Origin of the sequence: Bacillus cereus group sp. TH152-1LC, assembly GCF_027710505.1 — a bacterium.
Classification (GTDB): Bacteria; Bacillota; Bacilli; order Bacillales; family Bacillaceae_G; genus Bacillus_A; species Bacillus_A mobilis.
Genome location: NZ_JAQFNK010000011.1, coordinates 56,225 through 74,579 on the forward strand (window position 1 = coordinate 56,225; position 18,355 = coordinate 74,579).

The following is an 18,355-nucleotide window of genomic DNA, read 5'->3' on the forward strand; positions in this document are numbered from 1 at the left end:
ATTCAGTTTTTTAGCTATGAGAGTAGATTGAAAAGGGAGAGTCATATGGTAAATTTTAAGGGAATTTTGGCTTTTATTACCGTTATTTGTTTATTTTTTTTGACACCTATGACGTTACGTGCTGAGACGAATGTTGGAGTGAATCCAGAGCAAGTGGCACCACCACCTGCGGAAGGACCAAATGTTTTTAGTCAGTTTGCAACTGCGATTGATGCAAAAACAGGAGATGTTTTGTATGACAAAAATGCACATCATCGCGCATTTCCAGCGAGTATGACGAAAGTGTTAACAGCAATTTTACTTATGGAGCATACGAAGCCAGAAGATCAATTTACGTTTTCACAATTAGCATTAGATCAAGAGAAGAGTAATTATCAAATTGAGTTTCAACCTGGTGAGACGATTAATCGTAATACTGCGCTTATGATTTTAATGGTGCTGAGCGCGAATGATGTGTCCTATGCGATTGCGGAGCGTATTGGCGGAAGTGTTGAGAATTTCGCTCATATGATGAATGAGAAAGCGAAGCAATTAGGAGCTACAGATAGTCACTTTGTCACGCCAAATGGATTGCATGATCCGAATCATTATACAACACCATTTGATATGGCTATGATTACGAGAGGTGTGCAAAAGTATCCTGAAATTTTGCAAGCGATGAATACGAAAAGAACGACAGTGACGACATCTAGGCAGACGGTGTCTATTTTTAACAAATCTACTTATTTTGAAAATCCATATAGCATTGGCGGTAAGACGGGTTTTACAAATGAAGCGCGTAATACGCTCGTTTTATTAAATGAGAAAGATGGCAATCGTATTATAAATGTAGTAATGGCTTCTCAAAGACCTGAAATTTATGAAGATTTGAAGCAGATGGCGGACTATTCTTTCGGTCAATTTGTGAAGCAAACTGTACTAGATAAACATAGCTGGCATCGAAAGGCGACGTATTTAAATAAAGATATTGATAGCGAGCTTGAAAAAAGTGCAGAGCTTATGCTTAAGAAAGATGAAGGGAAAAATGTGAGGACGATTTTCCGTGCCGCCTCATTAGATAAAGATTCTTTATATCATAAAGGAATTCATCGTGGTGAAGTAGTTGGAGCAGTTGATATTACGAAAAATAATCAAACAATTGCGACGGTAAATGTTCTTTCTAAAGAAGATGTTACTTTTGCGATGCCTAAAAAAGATACGGCTGAGCCTGAAGTAAATGAATCAAATGTGAAAATAATGAGCATTGGGATAGGTGCCGTTGTATTATTGGGAGCAATTTTATTTGTAGTGCTACGCCGAAATACAAAAGGAATGAAATCAGAAGAAAAATAAATTACTAGTTAAAAGGCTGTGAAGAGACTTTGTCACAGCCTTTTTTATATTTTTTAAATAACTAATAATTGTAAATTTTCTTATTGCATTTATGTATTGTTCGTTATATTATTTAGTTGTGTTCTTGTTAAAGAACAAAAATGAATATTGCATACTTCAAATAATATAAAACAACGGAGAGGGAGAGAAACGATGAAATTAATTTGGAAGGTGATTAGCAACGTTATCTCATTTGTTTTATTTGCATTGATGATTTGCTTAGCTTTTGTAGTTATTTCTTCAAAAGCGAGCGGTGGGGATCCAACAGTGATGGGATATCAATTTAAATCAGTGTTATCAGGATCGATGGAACCGACATTTTTAACAGGATCAATCATTGCGATAGAGCCGACGAAAGATGGTTCTAAATATCAAAAAGGCGATGTTATTACCTTTAAAGAGAAAGATGAAAAAATTATCACTCACCGTATTATCGGTGTGAAAGATACAAATGGAAAAGTAATGTATGAAACAAAGGGGGATAACAACAACGGTGCTGATTTAGAACCAGTACTTGCGGAGAATGTCATTGGGAAATATGCGGATATTACAGTTCCTTATGCAGGTTATGCATTAAATTATGCGAATTCAAAAGCTGGAGCTGCTTTGCTTCTTATTATTCCAGGAATCTTTTTACTAGGCTATTCCGCGATTTCTATTTTTAGTGCAATTCGTAGCATCGACGGAGAAAAGAAAGAGAAAAAAGTAGAACAATCCGTCTAGTTCATTTGGTTATACTTTCCGTTTAGGAAGTTGACAAATATATATATCAAGGGGATATGGACATGACTTTAAAGAAAAAATTAGGGATGGGTATCGCATCAGCAGTATTAGGAGCAGCATTAGTTGGTGGAGGAACATTTGCATACTTTAGCGATAAAGAAGTGTCAAACAATACATTTGCGTCTGGAACACTTGATTTAGCGCTGAACCCATCAACAATTGTGAAAGTGGATAATTTAAAACCAGGTGACACAATTGAAAAAGAGTTTAAATTAGAGAATAAAGGTACATTAGATATTAAAAAAGTATTATTATCTACAGAGTATGATGTAGAAGATGTGAAGAAGGATAATAAGAAAGACTTTGGCGAAGACATTGAAGTAGTTTTCTTGAAAAATATTGATAAAAAAGATGAAGTAATTAAGAGAACGACATTGAAAGATTTGAAGAGTAAAACAGTGACTGCTGCAGAAAATGATTTAGTAAGTTGGTTATGGCCTGAGAAAGGTATTAAAGCAGGAACTAATGATTCATTTAAAGTGAAATTCCACTTTATTAATAAAAATGAGCCTCAAAATGAATTCCAAGGTGACAAGCTTCAATTAAAATGGACATTTGAAGCACAACAAGGCGATGGAGTGGAGAAAAAATAAGCAGAAAAAGAGACTATCAAAAATGATAGTCTCCTTTTCTGCTAAAAGGGAAATGTAAAAGAAAGATAATTTCTTATATCATTTTATATTTCACTTTATTATAATAAAGGTATAGTTCTTGATAAAGAACGAGTTGTTCGATAGGAGAGATTAAAATGCTGAAGCCATCTCGCAAATTCAAAAAGATGCTTATATTGCCATGTTTGTGTTCTATTACTTTTTATTTAGGCTCTCAAATGATGACTTATACAGAAGCGGCTTTCGTTCATGAAACGAAAGTAAAGGCTACGATTTCGACAGCAAGTATTTTTCCCAAAACAGTTGATCAATTAACAGAACAAGCTAAGAAACATAAGGAAGTTATTTTGCATGAGTATGAAGGAATGAAATCAAAAGTAACTGCTACTTCCACTCAAGAGTTAGAACAGACGCTTGTTACGTGGAAGCAAGGACGGGAGAAAATAGTTACTGAGAGAGAATTGTTACAAAAAGTATATGTATCAATAGAAGGTCCGTTTAATCAAGTGCAAGAAGCGTTAAAAGGAAATAAAAGTGAATCGAATCAGCAAGTATTCTCGTATGTGAATGCTGGTTTTCATATAGTGAAAGAAAACTGTGAGTATGTTGATAAAGAAGTTAATTTACAAGTGATTGATAAACAAATTCAAGATTTTGAGAAGTTACTAGTAGATGAAACAGCAAAACTAGCAGAGAGTAAGAAACAAGAAGAAGCGAAAAAGTTAGAAGAGAAGAAACAAGAAGAAGCGAAAAAGTTAGAAGAGAAGAAGCAAGAAGAAGCGAAAAAGCTAGAAGAGAGTAAGAAGCAAGAGGAAGCGAAAAAGTTAGAAGAGAAGAAACAAGAAGAAGCGAAAAAGCTAGAGGAGAAGAAACAAGAAGAAGCGAAAAAACTAGAAGAGAAGAAACGAGAAGAGGCAAAAAAGCTGGAAGAGAAGAAGAGACAAGAAGAACAGCAAAGTAAAGATAGCAAGTAAAATATAGCAACATTTCAGAGTGAATAGAGGTTATAAAGCCGAATAGGTGAGAGCGCGCAGCGACTCACCTATTCGGCGTGTCTTCTTTATTTTAACAATACACGTCAAAATCTAGCGGATACGAGAAAACTAGTTGGCAGCATAGTGGTGAAAGATACGAATTAGTATAGATAGTGAAAACTAATTGACACCTTTATTTATTTCTCAATATTTTTCTGAAAATTTAAAATGATATTGAGAAATAAAAATGACTGAAAATACTAATAAAAAAATGTTGTATTTATACAGTGTTGTTCGTTATAATGAACTTAAGGTTTTTAAAAGAGAACGAACATTAGCTAAGCTAATATAGTTTTCTTTATGTTCCTTATTGAAAAATAAGGGGTAAAAATATAAAAAACGGCTAGGGGGAATTGATTGTGAGTCTGAAAAAGAAATTAGGTATGGGAGTTGCATCAGCGGCATTGGGGTTATCTTTAATTGGTGGAGGAACATTTGCATACTTTAGTGATAAAGAAGTATCAAATAATACATTTGCAGCGGGGACATTAGATCTTACATTAAACCCTAAAACGCTTGTAGATATTGATAATTTAAAACCAGGAGATTCTATTAAGAAGGAATTCGTATTAAAGAACAGTGGTACGTTAGCAATTAAAGACGTTAAATTAGCGACAAAGTATACTGTGAAAGATGCGAAAAATGATAATGCTGGTGAAGATTTAGGTAAGCATATTAAAGTGAAATTCATTTGGAACTGGGATAAACAAAGTGAACCAGTATATGAAACAACTCTAGCAGAATTACAAACTGTTGATCCTGATGTTATAGCTAAAGATGTATTTGCACCAGAATGGGCAAAAAATGGTGGATTAGAATCTGGTTCGGAAGATTATTTATGGGTGAAATTTGAATTCGAAGATAATAATGCCGATCAAAATAAATTCCAAGGTGATTCATTGAACTTAGAATGGACATTCAATGCGAACCAAACGGATGGCGAAGAAAGATAATAAAAAAGTGGGTATCCCCCGCTTTTTTTTATAAAGAAAAAAGAAGTGCCGCTTGTAAGCACTTCTTTCTATTTATTATTTTTGATCGTGTTTCCATTTTGTAAATTCAAGAAATTCACGAAATTGTTCTTTGGAGACACCTGAGCTCATCGCATCTTTAACAAGTTGTGTCCATTCGGAGTCTAAATGATTTTCCTTTGTTGTTTCATCATGAAGTAGAGTATCAACTGGAATTTGTAGAACTGCTGCGATTTTTTCAAGAAACTGAATGGAAGGGTTTTTTTGTAAATTTCGTTCTATAGAACTAATGTAAGATTTAGCAACGCCAGCTTTTTCGGCAAGTTCAGTTAATGAAATACCTTTTTGTAAGCGAAGGCGTTTTATACGTTCTCCAATCATATTTGCGCACCTTTCTATCAATATGTAGTCGTCTTATGATGTCATTATTATAACACAAACTTCGTTAAAAAGAACAAGCCTATTGAGCCTGACTGGATGGCTTCATACGTTGGAAAAAATGTTCGATATCTTGCAGGGCGATACCAGCGTCTAGAGCTTCAAGTATTAAATCAATCCATTCTTGGTCCAGTGCGTCAGTCTTATCTTTGTACAAATGTAATTCCTCCCTAATTATCGGTCATAACTGCTGCTACAGAATATATGATAATACAATTGCATTTTGTGTTTTATATAGTGAATTATCAAATATTTTGTAGATAAAACAAAGATAAAATCCCCATTAAATTCCCTCTATGGCGATTATAAAGTTTCTGACAAATATTTTCAATATTTTCAGAAAACATTGTTGAATTGTGATATATTCGTATACTAACTATGAAATTTTTACAAATATATTAAAAAAATTACATAATATAACTAAATATTGAAAAAATATTGAATTTTTAATAAAATTCAATTTGTAATACATATTTTTTATTAGGGGAGGAAATAAGGGATGAACAAGAAACCGTTCAAAGTTTTGTCATCAATCGCTTTGACAGCTGTGTTAGGTCTTTCATTCGGAGCGGGTGGACAGTCTGCATATGCTGAAACACCTGTGAATAAGACAGCTACGAGCCCAGTCGATGATCATTTAATTCCAGAAGAACGTTTAGCAAATGCGCTAAAAAACCGTGGGGTAATTGATTCGAAGGCTTCAGAGACAGAAACAAAGAAAGCCGTCGAAAAATACGTAGAGAACAAAAAGGGTGAAAATCCTGGGAAAGAAGTATCAAATGGGGACCCACTTACGAAAGAAGCATCTGACTTTTTAAAGAAAGTGAAAGATGCGAAAGCAGATACGAAAGAAAAGTTAGACAAACCAGCAACAGGGACACCTGCAGCGACAGGCCCAGTTAAGGGTGGTCTAAATGGTAAAGTACCAACTTCTCCAGCAAAGGGAAAAGAATATAACGGTGAAGTTCGTAAAGACAAAGTACTCGTTTTACTTGTAGAGTACGCTGACTTTAAACATAACAATATTGATAAAGAACCTGGTTATATGTATACTGACGACTTTAACAAAGAACATTATGAAAAAATGTTATTCGGTAATGAGCCATTCGCATTAGAGGATGGCAGCAAAATCGAAACGTTTAAACAATATTACGAAGAGCAATCTGGCGGTAGTTATACAGTAGACGGAACAGTTACAAAATGGTTAACCGTTCCTGGTAAAGCTGCTGATTACGGTGCAGATGGTGCGACAGGTCATGATAATAAAGGACCAAAAGGACCACGTGATTTAGTAAAAGATGCATTAAAAGCAGCTGTAGATAGCGGTATTGATTTATCAGAGTTTGACCAATTCGATCAATATGATGTAAATGGCGATGGAAATCAAAAACAACCGGACGGTTTAATCGATCACTTAATGATTATCCATGCGGGTGTTGGACAAGAAGCAGGTGGCGGTAAATTAGGTGACGATGCAATTTGGTCACATCGCTGGACTGTTGGACCAAAACCATTCCCAATTGAAGGCACACAAGCGAAAGTTCCATATTGGGGCGGAAAGATCGCAGCGTTCGACTACACAATTGAACCAGAAGATGGCGCAGTTGGTGTATTCGCACATGAATATGGTCATGATTTAGGTCTTCCAGATGAGTATGATACAGACTATACTGGTGACGGTGAACCAATTCAAGCTTGGTCTGTTATGAGTGGCGGAAGCTGGGCGGGTAACATTGCAGGAACAACGCCAACGAGTTTCTCACCGCAAAATAAAGAGTTTTTCCAAAAAACAATCGGTGGTAACTGGGCAAATATCGTAGAAGTAGATTACGAGAAATTAAATAAAGGTATCGGTCTAGCAACATATTTAGACCAAAGTGTTACGAAATCTAACCGACCAGGTATGATTCGTGTTAACTTACCAGATAAAGATATAAAAACAATTGCGCCAGCATTTGGTAAGCAGTATTACTACAGCACAAAAGGTGACAATCTTCACACAAAAATGGAGACGCCACTGTTCGATTTGACAAATGCAACGACTGCGAAATTTGATTTCAAGTCATTGTATGAAATTGAAGCAGAGTATGATTTCCTTGAAGTACATGCTGTAACAGAAGATGGCCAACAAACATTAATCGAAAAACTTGGTGAGAAAGCAAATAGTGGCAATGCACATTCAACAAATGGAAAATGGATTGACAAATCATATGATTTAAGCCAATTCAAAGGTAAGAAAGTAAAATTAACATTTGAATACATTACAGATGGTGGTTTAGCATTAAACGGTTTCCTACTTGATAATGCATCACTAAATGTAGACGGTAAAGTAGTATTCTCTGATGATGCAGAAGGTACACCGCAGTTCAAATTAGATGGATTCGCTGTATCTAATGGAACAGAGAAGAAAAAACATAACTATTATGTAGAGTGGAGAAACTATGCTGGTTCAGATAACGCATTGAAATATGCTCGCGGTCCAGAATACAACACTGGTATGGTTGTATGGTATGCGGATTCAGCTTACACAGATAACTGGGTTGGTTTACATCCAGGACACGGTTTCCTTGGCGTAGTTGATTCTCATCCAGAAGCAATTGTTGGAACTTTAAATGGTAAACCAACAGTGGCAAGTAGTACACGATTCCAAATCGCTGATGCGGCGTTCTCATTCGATAAAACGCCAGCTTGGAAAGTTGTATCTCCAACGCGCGGAACGTATACGTATAATGGCTTAGCAGGCGTACCGAAGTTTGATGATTCGAAAACGTATATTAATAAACAGATTCCAGATGCAGGACGTATTTTACCGAATCTTGGCCTGAAGTTTGAAGTAGTAGGACAAGCTGATGATAATTCTGCAGGTGCTGTTCGTTTATATCGTTAATACAGTAAAACTACCGAAAGATTTTCTTTCGGTAGTTTTTTTGTGAGCAATGAATTTTATATACAAGAAGAAATTATATATAATGTAACTTTACGAATAGAAATTTATTATATATGAGGTCTATATAAATAATGAAAGAATTGGATAAAAATAGTGGGAGAAGGTGAATGAATGAGTGTTTCTTCTATTGTAAATAAACAAAAGGCATATTTTTATAATGGCCATACGAGAAGTATAGAAGTGAGAAAGAATAATTTGAAGAAGCTTTATAAAGGCATTCAGCGCTTTGAAGAAGAAATATTTCAGGCATTGAAATTAGATTTAAATAAGTCAGTTCATGAGTCGTTTACAACGGAAGTTGGATATGTATTAAAAGAAATTTCCTTTCAATTGAAGCATATTTCATCGTGGAGTAAACCGAAGCGAGTTCGAACAGCACTCACTCATTTTGGATCAAAGGGAAAAGTAGTGCCAGAACCGTACGGTGTGACACTTATTATTGCACCGTGGAACTATCCATTTCAATTAGCGATTGCACCTCTTGTAGGAGCGTTGGCGGCTGGAAATACAATCGTTTTAAAGCCGTCAGAGCTAACGCCAAACGTTTCCAAAGTGCTTACGAGAATGTTAGAAGAATTATTCCAAGAAGAGCTTGTAGCGGTAGTAGAAGGCGGTGTAGAAGAGAGTACGGAATTGTTAAAGGAACCGTTTGATTATATGTTCTTTACAGGTAGTGTCGGTGTTGGAAAAGTTGTGATGGAAGCAGCAGCGAAACGACTGATACCACTCACGTTAGAACTTGGCGGAAAAAGCCCATGTATTGTACATAAAGATGCAAAAATAGATGTAACAGCAAGAAGAATCGTGTGGGGTAAGTTTTTAAATGCAGGGCAGACGTGTGTAGCGCCTGATTATATGTATGTGCATGCTTCCGTAAAAAAACAGTTAATCGAGGCATTACGACACGAGATTGCGGAGCAGTATGGAAAAAATCCACTGAACAATGACAATTATGTACGAATTGTGACTGAACGTCATTTTGAACGTTTATGTGCATTTTTGAAAGATGGTGAAACGGTAATCGGTGGGAACTACAAAAAAGAAACTTTACATATAGAACCAACAGTGTTAACGAATGTTACGTGGCAAAGTACTGTTATGGAAGATGAAATTTTTGGTCCGATTTTACCAATTATAGAATACGACAACATAGAAGAGGTAATTGGCACAATTCAGCAACATCCGAAGCCATTAGCGTTATATGTATTTTCTGAAGATAAAGAAGTACAAAAGAAAGTGACGAGTAATATTTCATATGGCGGAGGATGTATTAATGATGTTGTCTATCATCTTGCAACACCATATTTACCTTTTGGTGGCGTTGGAAGTAGTGGATTAGGTAGTTATCATGGGGAAGAAAGTTTTCGGACTTTTTCACATTATAAAAGCATTTTAGCCCAATCTACGGCATTCGATATGAAAATTCGTTACTCTTCTACAAAAAGTGCTTTAAAATTCATACGAAAGTTGTTAAAATGATGATGGTGTTTATCAGTAGGCGTAGCCGTATGATAATAGCCCCTTCGCAATGGAAGGGGTTTTTCTGTTCGACACATGTATCGTGCGAAAATGAATCAAACATACTACATAAAGAATAGAAGAGAACGCAGCTAAACAACCATTTTTGTTTGGATCGAAACAAAAAATAGTCTATAGAACATAAATATTTATTCATGAATATAAAAATTAAAATTTAAGGTAGATAGGACGGGAAAATGAAAAAGATTATTAAAGTTGAAGCAGTAGAAAAACATTTTGGAAATCAAGTGATTATCCCACCTCTTTCTTTAGACATTAAAGAAGGGGAATTTTTAACGATTTTAGGGCCGAGTGGTTGTGGGAAAACAACGTTACTACGCATGATCGCAGGTTTTGAAACGCCAACTAAAGGGAATCTTTTATTAGATGATGAAAAGATTAACGATTTGCCACCATATAAGCGTCATATGAACTTAGTGTTCCAACATTATGCGCTATTCCCGCATATGAATGTGGAGAAAAATATTTGTTTCGGTATGAAAATGCAGAAAGTACCGGCAGCAGAGCAGAAAGAGCGTGCTGAAGAGGCAATGCGTTTAACGCAGTTACTTGAGTTCCGTAATCGTAAACCTGCAAAGCTTTCTGGTGGACAGCAGCAGCGTGTAGCAATTGCGAGAGCGATTGTAAATAATCCGCGAGTATTATTACTAGATGAGCCACTTGGGGCGTTAGACTTTAAGTTAAGAAAAGATTTGCAACGTGAATTGAAAAACTTACAACGTAATTTAGGAATTACGTTCATATACGTAACGCACGATCAAGAAGAAGCAATGAGCATGAGTGATCGTATTGTCGTTATGAATAAAGGACATATTGAACAAATTGGAACACCGAAAGAAATTTACAATAAGCCGAAAACAATGTTCGTTGCGACATTTATCGGTGAAAATAATATTGTGAAAAACGGGGAAGGCTATGTAGCAATTCGCCCTGAAAATGTAAAGGTACGTTCGGTTGAAGAGCCGATTTTAAAAGAATACCATCTTGGACATATTGAAGACGTTGAGTTTGTTGGAAATATGGAAAAGCTGTATGTACGTGACGAGAAAACATCAGAATTACTAATGGCATATCAATCTGCTGAAGAAGCAGCGCAGTGGAGCATTGGAGATAATGTATACGTAGGCTGGGAGCAAGAGGACGAGGTGACCTTAAATTGAAAAAAGGGAAATTACTCGCACTACCGACAGTCGCGTGGCTGTTAATCTTCTTCCTAATTCCCCTTCTGTTTGTATTGGCATTTGCCTTTATGCAGCGCGGGGCATATGGGACAGTGGAAATGCAATTTACGTTAGAGAATATAGCTCGTGTGTTTGATCCACTATACATGGGAACGTTATGGGAAACTGTTAAGATTGCAGTTATTACAACAGTAATCTGTTTAGTAATTGGTTATCCATTTGCTTATACAATTACAATTGTTGATCGTAAATACCGTTCCATTCTTTTATTATTGGCAACGATCCCGTTTTGGATTAACTTCCTTGTTCGTTCATACGCATGGATTGTTATTTTACGTTCACAAGGTCTTGTAAACACATTGCTATTGAAACTAGGCATTATAAGTGAACCTTTAAATTTACTATATAACACACCTTCTGTAATACTCGGAATGATCTATTCTTTATTACCATTTATGATTTTACCGGTGTATGCAGCGATTGAGCAGCTTGATAAGCGTAAGCTAGAAGCAGCTTATGATTTAGGAGCAACACCAGCAAAGGCATTTTGGAATGTAACAGTACCAATGACGATGTCAGGAATTGCTACTGGTTCTATTTTAGTATTTGTATCTTCTATCGGAATGTTTGTTGTATCAGACGTTATGGGTGGATCGAAAGTAGCGTTAATCGGAAACGTAATTCAAAATCAATTCTTAGGAGCGCGTGACTGGCCGTTTGGTTCTGCGTTATCTATGATTGTTGTTCTATTCTCTGTTCTGTTAATTTACTTATATTATCGTGCAACGAAAGTATATAAATATGATGGGAACGGAGGGGAATAGGCAAAGATGAAGAAGTTTTTAGTTTCTTATTCTTGGTTAATTTTATTGTTCTTGTATTTTCCAATGATGGTTTTAATGGTATATTCCTTCAATGATTCTCGCATTAATGCGGAATGGGAAGGTTTTACATTCCATTGGTATACAGATTTATTTCAAAAGCAAGATGTTATTGATGCGTTTGTAAATAGTATGACGATTGCGATTGTAACGACGATTGTAACGACAGTTCTTGGTGTGATTTTCGCGATTGCATTACATCGTTATAAATATCGTTATGAAGGGGCTATTAACGGTCTTGTGTATTTACCAATTTTAATTCCTGATATTTTAATGGGATTATCTTTACTTATTTTATTTAGTCAATTAGGTATGGAACTTGGCAAAACAACAATTATTATTGCGCACATTACATTTAGTATTTCATTTGTTGTCGTTATTTTAGCAGCACGTCTTTCTGGTATGGGACGTGATTTAGAAGAGGCTGCGAATGATTTAGGAGCAACGCCGTGGCAAACGTTTCGTTATGTAACGTTCCCAGCAATTGCACCAGGAGTTATTTCAGCCGCATTATTAACATTCACATTATCAATCGATGATTTTGTAATCAGTTTCTTCGTATCAGGACCAGGATCAACAACATTGCCATTATACATTTACAGTATGGTTAAGCGCGGAGTATCACCAGAAATTAATGCACTTTCTACAATTTTAATTGTAGCTATCGTAGGATTAATGGTTCTATCTGAAATCTTCCGTAACAAAGGTGCAGATGGTGAAGAAAACTCTGGAGGACACCTTCCTTTATAATACGAACGATATAGAAAGTACGAGGAGGTAATAAACCGATGAAATTAATGAAAAGATTAGCCGGCGCAGCAATTAGCTTTAGTCTTGTTGCTGGTGTACTTGCTGGTTGTGGTGAAAAGAAAGAAGAGTTAAATATTTATAGCTGGGCTGACAATTTTGATGAGCAAGTGCTAAGAGATTTTGAAAAGAAATATAACGTGAAAGTTAACTATGATAAGTACGCAAGCAACGAGGAAATGCTTGCGAAATTACAAGCTGGTGGCGCGAAGTATGATTTAATTCAGCCATCTGATTACATGGTTAAAACAATGGCGAAAATGGATTTATTAGCGCCGTTAGATAAAAAGAATATCCCGAATATCGAAAATATGATTTCTAATTTCAAAACACCTGCGTTTGATCCAGAGAATAAATATTCTTTAGTATATACTTGGGGTGTAACAGGGATTGCATACAATAAAAAGTATGTAAAAGAAGTTCCTACAAGCTGGGCTGACCTATGGAATGAGAAATATAAAGGGCATGTAACTTTATTAAATGATTCTCGTGAAGTGTTAGGAATGGGTCTTAAGAAGCATGGATTCTCAAACAGCACGAAAGATGATGCACAGTTAAAGACAGCTGCAACAGATTTACAGAAGCTACTTCCAAACTTATTAGCATTTGATACAGATAATATTAAACAAAAATTCATTACAGAAGATGCTTGGATCGGAACAGTTTGGTCTGGAGATGCAGCATTTATCGCAAAAGATAATAAAGATGTAGAGTATGTTGTACCAAAAGAAGGCGGCACAATTTGGGCTGATACGTTAGCGATTCCAAAAGGTGCAAAAAACAAAGAGCTTGCAGAGAAGTTTATGAACTACTTACTAGATGAAAAAGTAAGTGTGAAAAACTACGAGTCAATTGGATACAGTAATCCTAATGAAAAAGCTCATCCTCTTCATAGTAAAGAATATCGTGACAACCATATGATTTTCTTAACGAAAGAGGAATTAGATCGTACAGAATGGCTTGTTGATGTAGACGATAAGTTAAAAGACTATGATCGTTACTGGACAGAGTTAAAAACAAAAGGTAAATAAGTAAGAAAATGCGGTTTCTAAAATAGAAATCGCATTTTTTCATAGTAGGAGGAAATCGCTTGAAAAAGAAGTTGCATCAATATGAGGTAGTATGTATCGTTTTATTACTTGCTGTATTTGGCATTGTTGCTTGGCGCGTACAAGCGGGTGGCGTTACAGTGATGGATACATATGTCCGAGCGTTAGTAAAAGGATTACAAACAGAAGGTACGCTTACATTTTTCTCATATTATACAAAATTAGGGTCTGCAATTGGGATCGTAATTACGCTCGCTATAAGTTTACTTGTTTTTTGGAGAAAACGTTATTATGCTGCGATGATCGTGTATCCAATGGGTATTTTAATAACACATCTTGTGAATAAAGGGATAAAAGAAATTGTGAAAAGGGAGCGCCCGTCGTTAAATGAAGCGTTAGATGCGCTTGGGTATAGTTTCCCTAGTGGGCATGCAATGTTATCTATTATGACATTCGGATTTCTAGCTTATATCATTGCGGCAAATTTGAATAGTGTAACTGGGAAATATGTTATAACGATTTTGATGGGAGTCGTAATTGTATCGATTGGATTAAGTAGAGTTATTTTAAATGTACATTATCCAACTGATATTTTAGCTGGTTATTGCGTAGGTGGTATTTTGTTAATTATAGCGATTTACTGTCATCGTTTACTTACCGAGAGATTGGGGCTTAATAAAGAGAGATAAAGTGAAATTTTAATAAGTGGGGGTTTTCTTCATCCCCCACTGATTATTAGCCCTCACCAATCGGACTTTTATGGCAGTTGATTCCCCACCTAACTTCTTTGCTTTCGCTGAATTTTAAGGTGGGGGTCTTACTGCACATTAAAGCGGGATAAAAAACGTCTGGAAAAACTATCATTATAGTGTTTCCAGACGTTTTTTGTTTGTACGAAGATGTGATACAGTATAAATAACAATTGAATTATTTAAAGTAGGTGAAAGTGCGTGAAGACAAATGTACATAAAGTAGATAAGTGGGGGAAGTTAGGCACTTTTTTGTATCAGTTTCGTTATACAGTAATTGTAGCATTACTATTGCTTGCGATAGCGCTTGGTATTTTTGCTCCAAAGCTACCAGGAGTATTAGGTGGTGACGGTTTCCAAACAGAAGGGGACTATCAAAAGACGAAAGAAATTTTAGATAAAGATTTTAAGAGGTCTCAAGATACACTTTTACTCGTTTTTGAAAAAAATAAAGGTGTTTCACATGAAGAATTTCAAAAGCAAGTAGAGGGAATTGTAAAAAATGTACAAGAGAAAGAGACTTATGAATCTTTCCATCACCCAGTGCAAAATAAAGAAATGTTACAAGATGATATCGGCTATGCGACAATTTTATTTTCCGGGAAAACAAATAAGGAACGAATGGAAAAGACGTTACAATTTGCTGATAAAATCGAAAAGGAAAGTAATGCAGCGTTAAAAGTAACGCCTACAGGGTTTCCAAAAATTAATCAAGAGATTAATGAAAGAACGCAAAATGATTTAAAAGTAGCAGAGATGATTGGGTTACCGATTGCATTTCTCGTGTTACTGTTTTCATTTGGTAGCCTTTTGGCATCTATTTTACCAATTGTAAATGGGGCACTTAGTGTTATTAGTACGATGGGCATATTATACTTTATAGGTGTCGATAAGGAACTATCTATCTTTGTGTTAAATGTTGCACCGATGATTGGACTTGCTTTATCTATTGATTTCGCACTATTATTTGTAAATCGCTTTCGAGAGGAAGTTGCAAAGCGAACGGTAAAAGAAGCGATAGCAATTACATATCAAACAGCAGGGCGTGCAATCGTATTTTCAGGATTATGTGTATTTGTTGGATTATCCAGCTTGTTTTTCTTTAAAATCGATTATATTCAATCTGTCGCAATTAGCGGAATGATTGTTGTGATTATGAGTATTTTATTTTCACTCACACTCCTTCCAGCGCTATTATCCTTAATTGGTAAACGAATATTAAAAAAGAATCAAGTAGCACATACACCAGCAAAGGCGTGGCGTAAATTTGCACAATTTGTAATGAAACATCCAATTGCGATGATTATTGTCGTTACAACATTTATTGTTATTTGCTTATTACCATTACGTACTGCGAATTTGCAGTTCCCTGACGTGGAAGCTCTACCTAAACAAAGTGATACAAGAGTTGCATATGAAAAGTACGAAGAAGCATTTAATAAAACTGCAAAAAAACATGCTGATGTTACGTTAGTGGTAGAGACAAAAAAAGATATGAAAGAAAAAGAAAGTTTACAAAAGATAGAAGAAGTCGTTCAAAAGTTACAAGACGATAAGAAAGTGTATGAAGTAAGAAGCTTATATGACGGGTTAACAGGTATGAAAGCAGATCAAGTTGCTGGAATGTTAGAGTCACCAGAAGCAGCGAAACTAGCTCCTGTATTTGAAGCATATACGAAAGGGAATAAGACGACGATAGAAGTCTTTCTGAAAACAAAACCACGTACTGAAACTGCTAAACAGTGGGTTCGTGATTTTAAACAAAATTATAAAGAAACAGATGTGACGTATTATCTAGGCGGAATGACGACCTTCCAACAAGAGTTAGAAGATGAAATTAAAGATAAAGTTGCGATTGGTATGTCTGTTATATTTGGATCGATCTTTGTTATATTATTATTCGCATTCAAATCTATACTCATTCCAATTAAGGCAATTATTATGAATATACTTAGTTTAAGCGCAACAATTGGAATTGTTGTTTGGTTATTTGAAGGTGGGCATTTTGGCTTAGAAGCGAGTCCAGTTCTATTTGTCTTACCAATCTTCATTTTCGGTCTCGTATTTGGGCTTAGCATGGATTATGAAGTCTTTCTTATTTCACGTATTCATGAATTGTATGAAGAAACAGGAGATAATGATCAAGCTACGTTAGAAGGACTTGTGTCAACAAGTAGAATCATTACTTCAGCTGCGTTAATTATGATTGTTGTAACTGGTGCATTTGCCTTTACTGATATTTTACCAGTACGGCAAATGGGGCTTGGTGTTGCACTAGCAATATTCCTTGATGCAACAATTATTCGTCTTATGCTCGTACCAAGTTTAATGAAATTGTTTGGAGACTGGAACTGGTGGTTACCATTTCGAAAGAAAAGAGAAAAATCATCGTAAAAAATACTCATCTTATAGATGAGTATTTTTTTATGAATAGCAAGACCTACATTTTGCAAATAGTATGTGATAAGAACATTACATATAAGTAGGTGAAGGCAATGTTTCGTTATTTTAAGTTTAAGCTAAATGATACAGTACAGTTTGCAGAAAACGATGGGCATATGTATCGCATTGTCGGTTATCGGTTAGAAAAAGGATTTTATCCAAAAGATGAATGGACTCATATCATTTATGAATTGCTGAGAGATTTTGATGGATATACGATGGATGCAGAAGAGGAGGAACTTGTAAAGGTCATTCAAGTAGAGGATGAGTATTACAAAATACAAGAAGTATCGGGCTATCGTTATCCAGTAAAAATGAAGCAAAAACAACACGTAATGAAAGTAGAAAAGATGGATGATTTATTAGATACGTATAATGATTATAAAAGATTGGCGGATTTCTTTAAAGATTTATCGTATGAGCAAAAAGCCGAAGAGGTATTGCAAGAAATGAAAAGGCGTAGAGCATGAGGGGGCAGTCTATTATAAGGCTGTCCTCTATTTTTGACGGTGCATCAAAGTGTATTTTCCGTTACAATGAGAGAATCAATAGAAATAAGGTGATACAGTATGGAAACGAAGAAAAAGGGCGAATGGTGCGAAATTACTGTTCCAGCGAAATGGAATGGCATAAGTATTGATTCGTTATTAAAAATAGAATGGGAAATACCGAAAAAGTTGTTACATCAGCTTCGTATGGAGAAAGGTGTTACCGTTAACGGAGAACAAAGAAGATGGAATGAGCTTTTAAAAGAAGGCGATAAGTTACAAGTTCATATGTTTGTGGAGGAAGAATACGATGTAGAGCCTGAATATGGTGAATTACATGTAGTATATGAAGATGATCACGTACTTATCGTGAATAAGCCTGAGAAGATGGATACGCATCCTGCTGAAAAAGGTGGAACGGGAACACTTGCAAACCTTGTTGCCTTTCATTTTCAAATGCAAGGTTTAGAGACGAAGGTTCGTCATATTCATCGGTTAGATAAAGATACGACAGGTGGTGTCGTGTTTGCTAAACATAGAATTGCTGGTGCAATTATGGATCGTTTATTAATGGAACGAAAAATTAAAAGAACATATGCGGCGCTTGTGGAAGGGAAAGTAAAAGGCAAGCAAGGAACAATTGACGCAGCGATTGGAAGAGATCGCCATCATGCGACGAGGCGACGCGTTTCTCCAAAGGGAGACCAAGCAATCACATATTATAGAGTAGAGAAATATTATAAAAACGAAAATGTTACGCTCGTAACGTTACAATTAGAAACAGGTAGAACACATCAAATTCGTGTTCATATGAGCTATCATGGTAATCCATTAGTTGGAGATGTATTATATGGTGGACAAACGAAACATATGACAAGTCAAGCGTTACATGCGATGAAGATTCATTTCTTGCATCCCATTACGAAAGAAGAAATCGAAGTGGATGTACCATTTCCTACAAAATTAAATAACACAATGAAAAAATTTCAAAGAATGAATGCGTAAAGTGTAAGTTTAAATTTGAGAAAAGTAGATTTTTGCAGGAATTTCTCTAAAAGAAGCGA

The 18,355-nt window shown here is 35.7% G+C and carries 17 protein-coding genes; 15 read left to right on the forward strand and 2 right to left on the reverse strand.

Annotated features, from left to right (window positions below; genetic code table 11):
- Positions 1-45: 45 nt before the first annotated feature.
- The 5 genes from PDL00_RS21760 to calY all read left to right on the forward strand — a co-directional run bounded on the left by PDL00_RS21760 (position 46) and on the right by calY (position 4,752).
- Positions 46-1,332, forward strand: a complete 1,287-nt coding sequence (locus PDL00_RS21760) for a D-alanyl-D-alanine carboxypeptidase family protein (protein WP_270731146.1) — start codon at positions 46-48, stop codon at positions 1,330-1,332.
- Positions 1,333-1,524: 192 nt separating this feature from the next.
- The gene (gene sipW, locus PDL00_RS21765; protein WP_240587195.1) at positions 1,525-2,094 is read left to right on the forward strand and encodes a signal peptidase I SipW; all 570 of its coding nucleotides are present in this window, start codon (positions 1,525-1,527) and stop codon (positions 2,092-2,094) included.
- Between the two features lie 62 nt (positions 2,095-2,156).
- A complete protein-coding gene (locus PDL00_RS21770; protein ID WP_270731148.1) occupies positions 2,157-2,747 on the forward strand; it encodes a TasA family protein in 591 nt (196 codons plus the stop codon).
- A gap of 155 nt (positions 2,748-2,902) precedes the next feature.
- The gene (locus PDL00_RS21775) at positions 2,903-3,739 is read left to right on the forward strand and encodes a DUF4047 domain-containing protein (RefSeq protein WP_270731150.1); all 837 of its coding nucleotides are present in this window, start codon (positions 2,903-2,905) and stop codon (positions 3,737-3,739) included.
- Positions 3,740-4,158: 419 nt separating this feature from the next.
- Positions 4,159-4,752: a biofilm matrix protein CalY gene (gene calY, locus PDL00_RS21780; protein WP_270731151.1), complete on the forward strand. Its 594-nt coding sequence runs from the start codon at positions 4,159-4,161 to the stop codon at positions 4,750-4,752.
- 75 nt (positions 4,753-4,827) lie between these two features.
- Here the strand turns inward: calY and PDL00_RS21785 are convergent, their stop codons facing one another.
- Together PDL00_RS21785 and PDL00_RS21790 are read right to left on the reverse strand one after the other, a co-directional pair.
- The gene (locus tag PDL00_RS21785; RefSeq protein ID WP_000578881.1) at positions 4,828-5,151 is read right to left on the reverse strand and encodes a helix-turn-helix domain-containing protein; all 324 of its coding nucleotides are present in this window, start codon (positions 5,149-5,151) and stop codon (positions 4,828-4,830) included.
- A 79-nt stretch (positions 5,152-5,230) separates the two neighbouring features.
- Positions 5,231-5,365 carry an anti-repressor SinI family protein gene (locus PDL00_RS21790; RefSeq protein WP_000276217.1) on the reverse strand — a complete coding sequence of 45 codons (135 nt, stop codon included), beginning with the start codon at positions 5,363-5,365 and terminating at the stop codon, positions 5,231-5,233.
- Positions 5,366-5,707: 342 nt separating this feature from the next.
- Here PDL00_RS21790 and inhA1 point away from each other — a divergent pair, with 342 nt between their 5' ends.
- From inhA1 to PDL00_RS21840, 10 genes are all read left to right on the forward strand, one after another.
- Entirely contained in the window at positions 5,708-8,095 is a 2,388-nt protein-coding gene (gene inhA1, locus PDL00_RS21795) for a M6 family metalloprotease immune inhibitor InhA1 (protein WP_001035922.1), read from the forward strand.
- Between the two features lie 171 nt (positions 8,096-8,266).
- Complete coding sequence (locus PDL00_RS21800) at positions 8,267-9,634, forward strand: aldehyde dehydrogenase (protein WP_242252214.1); 1,368 nt, start codon at positions 8,267-8,269, stop codon at positions 9,632-9,634.
- A 236-nt stretch (positions 9,635-9,870) separates the two neighbouring features.
- A complete protein-coding gene (gene potA / locus PDL00_RS21805) occupies positions 9,871-10,854 on the forward strand; it encodes a spermidine/putrescine ABC transporter ATP-binding protein PotA (protein WP_270731155.1) in 984 nt (327 codons plus the stop codon).
- Positions 10,851-11,699: a spermidine/putrescine ABC transporter permease PotB gene (gene potB / locus PDL00_RS21810; RefSeq protein ID WP_270731157.1), complete on the forward strand. Its 849-nt coding sequence runs from the start codon at positions 10,851-10,853 to the stop codon at positions 11,697-11,699. Before potA ends, potB begins: the two co-directional genes overlap by 4 nt.
- Positions 11,700-11,705: 6 nt before the next feature.
- Positions 11,706-12,506, forward strand: a complete 801-nt coding sequence (gene potC / locus PDL00_RS21815; protein WP_000714199.1) for a spermidine/putrescine ABC transporter permease PotC — start codon at positions 11,706-11,708, stop codon at positions 12,504-12,506.
- A 38-nt stretch (positions 12,507-12,544) separates the two neighbouring features.
- Entirely contained in the window at positions 12,545-13,594 is a 1,050-nt protein-coding gene (gene potD, locus PDL00_RS21820; RefSeq protein WP_242252216.1) for a spermidine/putrescine ABC transporter substrate-binding protein PotD, read from the forward strand.
- 59 nt (positions 13,595-13,653) lie between these two features.
- Positions 13,654-14,301, forward strand: coding sequence for a phosphatase PAP2 family protein (locus tag PDL00_RS21825; RefSeq protein WP_270731159.1), 648 nt, complete (start codon positions 13,654-13,656; stop codon positions 14,299-14,301).
- Between the two features lie 261 nt (positions 14,302-14,562).
- Entirely contained in the window at positions 14,563-16,755 is a 2,193-nt protein-coding gene (locus PDL00_RS21830) for an MMPL family transporter (RefSeq protein ID WP_270731161.1), read from the forward strand.
- Positions 16,756-16,856: 101 nt separating this feature from the next.
- Positions 16,857-17,273 (forward strand): hypothetical protein, encoded by a 417-nt coding sequence (locus PDL00_RS21835; RefSeq protein ID WP_061678834.1) that lies wholly within the window; start codon positions 16,857-16,859, stop codon positions 17,271-17,273.
- 99 nt (positions 17,274-17,372) lie between these two features.
- Entirely contained in the window at positions 17,373-18,296 is a 924-nt protein-coding gene (locus tag PDL00_RS21840) for an RluA family pseudouridine synthase (protein WP_242252220.1), read from the forward strand.
- Positions 18,297-18,355 lie beyond the last annotated feature (59 nt).